Consider the following 4,506-nt stretch of genomic DNA (forward strand, 5'->3'; position numbering starts at 1 on the left):
GACAACGGCACCCAGCAGGGCCGCGACAAAAACCGCCGCGTCGAAATCTATGTGGCCGAGCAGGTGGCTGCCAGGTAAGGCCGTCCTGCCTCCCTACAAAAAGCACCTTCGGGTGCTTTTTTTTCACCCTACCGGACCCAACGATGCGGGCGCTGGTTGGCTCAGCATGCCACCGAAGCGCCAGTGCATCTACGCCACAAACACGCGTGCCTTGCGCGGCGTGAGCGCCAGTGTCTCGCCCTCCTTCAGCGCCATCTCGCGAAACTGCTGCGCGCCCATCTGGGCTTCGATGATGTCGCCGCTACCCGCCGTGAATGCGTCCAGGGGCGAGAGTTCCAGCCGCGCGATCGGACCCACCACAATGGCGCGCACCAGCCTGGCCGGAATACCTCCCTGCGTCCGCTCGAAGTGCCGGTTGCGGTCTTCACCGGTGACGTAACGCCGAACCTCCAGTTCGTGCGGCCTGACATAGGCAAACGCCTTTGCATCCTGCGTGGTGCTGTGCTCAGGGCTCTCCAGACGCACGCCGTGAAGGTTGTCGCCAATGCGCATTTCACCTTCATGCGCGCGGCCGTGGAACAAATTGACATCCCCCAAAAATCCATACACAAAGGGGCTTGCCGGGTGGTCCCATACCTCTTGCGGTGAACCCACTTGCTCCACCCTGCCGCCATTCATCAACACCACGCGGTCGGCAACCTCCAGCGCTTCCTCCTGGTCATGCGTCACAAAAATACTGGTCACGTGCAGGTCGTCGTGCAAGCGTCGCAGCCAGCGTCGCAGTTCCTTTCGTACCTTGGCATCCAGTGCGCCAAACGGCTCGTCCAGCAACAGCACTTTGGGCTCCACCGCCAGCGCGCGTGCCAGGGCGATGCGTTGGCGCTGTCCGCCGGACAGCTGTGCCGGGTAGCGGTCGGCCAGCCAGTCGAGCTGCACCAGGCCCAAAAGCTCATGCACCTTTTGCCGGATGACCGTTTCAGACGGGCGCGAAGCGCGGGGCTTCATGCGCAGGCCGAAAGCCACATTGTCAAACACGGACATGTGACGGAACAGCGCGTAATGCTGGAACACAAAGCCGACATTGCGTTGTCTTGCATGCAGCTCGGTGGTGTCTTCGCCGCTGAACAAAATGTGGCCCTGGTCTGCAGCCTCAAGGCCCGCAATGATGCGCAGCAACGTGGTCTTGCCGCAGCCCGAGGGGCCAAGAAGGGCAACGAGTTCGCCCGATTCAATGTTCAGGTTCACATCGCGCAAGGCTTTGAAGGTGCCAAAGTCTTTGCTGATGGTTCGGATGGCAATGCTCATCAGGGTCTCAATTCAAAATGGGGTTTTGCACCATCGCGATGGGGCGCTCGGGGCTTGATTCGGCGGCGACCTTCTGATCGCGTTCAAACCGCCACTCCACCAAGGACTTGACGCCCAGCGAAACCAGGGCCAGCAGCGCCAGCAAGGAGGCCACGGCAAACGCGGCCACCGACTGGTACTCGTTGTACAAAATCTCTACATGCAGCGGCATGGTGTTGGTCTGGCCGCGGATGTGGCCCGACACCACTGAAACGGCACCGAACTCCCCCATGGCGCGGGCGTTGCACAAGATCACGCCGTAGACCAGGCCCCATTTGATGTTGGGCAGCGTCACGTGCCAGAAGGTTTGCCACCCCGAAGCGCCCAGCACCATCGCCGCCTGCTCTTCATCACTGCCTTGCGCTTGCATCAGGGGAATCAGTTCGCGGGCGATGAAGGGGAAGGTCACGAAAATCGTGGCCAGCACCATGCCGGGCACCGCAAACACCATCTTGATGTCATGGGCCTGCAACCAGGGGCCAAACCAGCCTTGGGCGCCGAATATCAGCACATAGATCAAGCCGGCCACCACCGGTGACACGGAGAACGGCAGATCGACCAGGGTGGTGAGAAGGGCCTTGCCTTTGAACTCGTATTTGGCAATGGCCCATGCAGCGGCAACGCCGAACACCAGGTTCAGCGGCACGGCGATAACGGCGATGACTAGCGTGAGCCGAATGGCACTCCAGGCATCGGGTTCCTTGAGCGCCTCAAAATACGCTCCCAGGCCCTTGCGCAGGGCTTCGGTGAACACGGCCGCCAGCGGCAGGATCAGGAACAAAAAGAAGAATGCCAGAGCGCCAGCCATCAGCGTCCACTTGACCCATGCGGACTCTATGGTCCCGGCGCTGGCGCGTCTGGCGCCATGGGGGGTACTCATGATGCAGCCGCGCTGCGTTTGCGCTGCCAGGCCTGAAGTCCGTTGATGACCAGCAGCATGATGAAGGAGATGGCCAGCATCACGCTCGCCACTGCGGTGGCACCGGCATAGTCGTACTGTTCGAGCTTGCCGATGATGATCAGCGGCGTGATCTCCGAAACCAGCGGCATGTTGCCGGCGATAAAAATGACCGAGCCGTACTCGCCAATGGCGCGCGCGAACGCCATCGCAAAGCCGGTCAGCAGTGCCGGAAAAATCGTCGGAAAGATCACATGCCGAAAGGTCTGCCAGCGGGTGGCCCCCAGGCAGGCGGCGGCTTCTTCCAGCTCTTTCTCCGCGTCTTCCAGCACCGGCTGCACCGTGCGCACCACAAAGGGCAAGCCGATAAAAATCAGCGCGATCACGATCCCGCCAGGGTTGAAGGCCAGCTGTATACCGTGGGGCTCCAGCACGCGGCCAACCCAGCCATTGCCTGCCAACAAGGCGGTCAGCGAGATACCCGCTACCGCGGTAGGGAGGGCAAAGGGCAGATCCACCAGCGCATCCATGAGCTTCTTGCCGGGAAAGGAGAAGCGCACCAGGACCCACGCCACCAGCAAGCCGAATACCGCATTGACAGTTGCAGCCAGAAAGGACGCGCCGAAGGTCAGGCGGTACGAGGCCAGCACCCGCGGGCTGGTCACTGCCGCCACGAACTGGTCCCAGCTGAGCGTGAGGGTTTTAAAAAACAGGGCCGAAAGCGGTATCAGCACAATCAGGCCAAGGTAAAGCAAGGTGAACCCCAGCGTGAGCCTGAAGCCCGGAAGTACCTTTTTGGCAGCGCGCATGAGTCGGTTTCCCTGAAAAAAAGCGGAGGTTCTGGTGATTCAGAAAGCAATGGCAGCCGCCGGGGTCCCAGCGCCGCGCTCACTTTTTGCTATAAATCTGGTCGAAGCTGCCGCCGTCGGCAAAGTGCGTCTTGTCGGCCTTGTCCCAGCCGCCAAAAGCTTCTTCAACGGTGAACAGGTTGACCTTGGGCAACTGCTTCGCGTACTTGGCCTGGGCCGCGGCGGACGTGGGACGGTAGAAGTTCCTGCCTATGATGTCTTGCGCTTCTTCGGTGTAGAGGAACTGCAGGTAGGCCTGCGCCACGGCGCGCGTTCCCTTTCGATCCACGTTTTTGTCCACCACGGTCACCGGCGGCTGGGCCAGAATGCTCAATGACGGGTAGACAAGATCGACCTTGTTGCCGAACTCTTTTTCGAGCAGATAGGCCTCGTTTTCCCACGACAGAAAGACATCGCCCTGGTTGCGCTGGGCAAAGGTGATTGAAGAGCCCCGCGCCCCGGTGTCCAGCACCGGCACATTGGCAAACAGCTTGGCCATGAAGTCGCCGGCCTTGGCCTCGCTGCCGTACTTTCGCCTGGCAAACTCCCACGCCGCCAGATAGTTCCAGCGGGCACCCCCCGAGGTCTTGGGATTGGGCGTAATCACGCTCACGCCGGGTTTGATCAGGTCATCCCAGTCCCTGATGCCCTTGGGGTTGCCCGCCCTAACCACCAACACAATCGTGGAGGTGTAAGGACTGCTGGCCAGCGGCAAGCGCTTTTGCCAGTCCTTGGGAATCCAGCCGCCGTTTTTGTGGATGGCATCCACGTCACCCGCCAGCGCCAGGGTCACCACATCAGCATCCAGCCCGTCAATCACCGCGCGGGCTTGCTTGCCAGAGCCCCCATGGCTTTGCTTGATGGTGACCTCCTGACCCGTCCTGGCCTTCCAGTGCTTCGCGAAGGCGGCGTTGTATTCGGCATAAAGCTCGCGGGTCGGGTCATAGGACACATTGAGCAGACTGACGGCTTGCTGGGCAGTGGCAGCCAGACTGGCAGCCGTCAGGATGGCAGCGATGGCGAAGCTGAAGAATGGCGGGCGGGTGGACATGAACAACTCCAGAAAATAACAGCGCAAAAGTGCGATGGGTTGAATTCTGAAAGCCGAACGTTAAAACTTTAAATACTGATTTATTGGTTTTAAATTACAAAATAATCTTATTAGAACTCTCTCTGGCACTGTTTAGTTTTCACTGTTTAGTTCTGTTTGCCTCTGCCCTCACCCGCTCGACGACCGCGCGCCGGCCGCGTCAAGCGCCCCGCTTGAAGCGCTCTTCTTCCTGCAGCCGCAGCACCCGCCGCTGCACCTTGCCGGTCGTGGTCATGGGCAGCGCGTCGATGAATTCAATCTCTTTCGGGTATTCGTAAGGCGCCAGCAGGTTTTTCACGTGGGCCTGCAGTTCGGCCACTATATTT

General features: G+C 60.3%; 5 protein-coding genes. All 5 read right to left on the reverse strand.

Annotation, left to right across the window (positions count from 1 at the left end; translation table 11 throughout):
- Positions 1 to 189 precede the first annotated feature (189 nt).
- Entirely contained in the window at positions 190 to 1,305 is a 1,116-nt protein-coding gene (locus tag RMO23_RS14415; protein ID WP_309682887.1) for a sulfate ABC transporter ATP-binding protein, read from the reverse strand.
- 7 nt (positions 1,306 to 1,312) lie between these two features.
- Positions 1,313 to 2,224 carry a sulfate ABC transporter permease subunit CysW gene (cysW, locus tag RMO23_RS14420; RefSeq protein WP_309682890.1) on the reverse strand — a complete coding sequence of 304 codons (912 nt, stop codon included), beginning with the start codon at positions 2,222 to 2,224 and terminating at the stop codon, positions 1,313 to 1,315.
- Entirely contained in the window at positions 2,221 to 3,051 is an 831-nt protein-coding gene (cysT, locus tag RMO23_RS14425; protein WP_309682893.1) for a sulfate ABC transporter permease subunit CysT, read from the reverse strand. Before cysT ends, cysW begins: the two co-directional genes overlap by 4 nt.
- Positions 3,052 to 3,130: 79 nt before the next feature.
- Positions 3,131 to 4,141 carry a sulfate ABC transporter substrate-binding protein gene (locus RMO23_RS14430; protein ID WP_309682896.1) on the reverse strand — a complete coding sequence of 337 codons (1,011 nt, stop codon included), beginning with the start codon at positions 4,139 to 4,141 and terminating at the stop codon, positions 3,131 to 3,133.
- A gap of 199 nt (positions 4,142 to 4,340) precedes the next feature.
- A partial coding sequence (locus tag RMO23_RS14435; RefSeq protein WP_309682898.1) for an AMP-binding enzyme occupies positions 4,341 to 4,506 on the reverse strand: 166 nt, incomplete at its 5' end.

The organism is Polaromonas sp. (assembly GCF_031411155.1).
Taxonomy (GTDB): Bacteria; Pseudomonadota; Gammaproteobacteria; order Burkholderiales; family Burkholderiaceae_C; genus Polaromonas.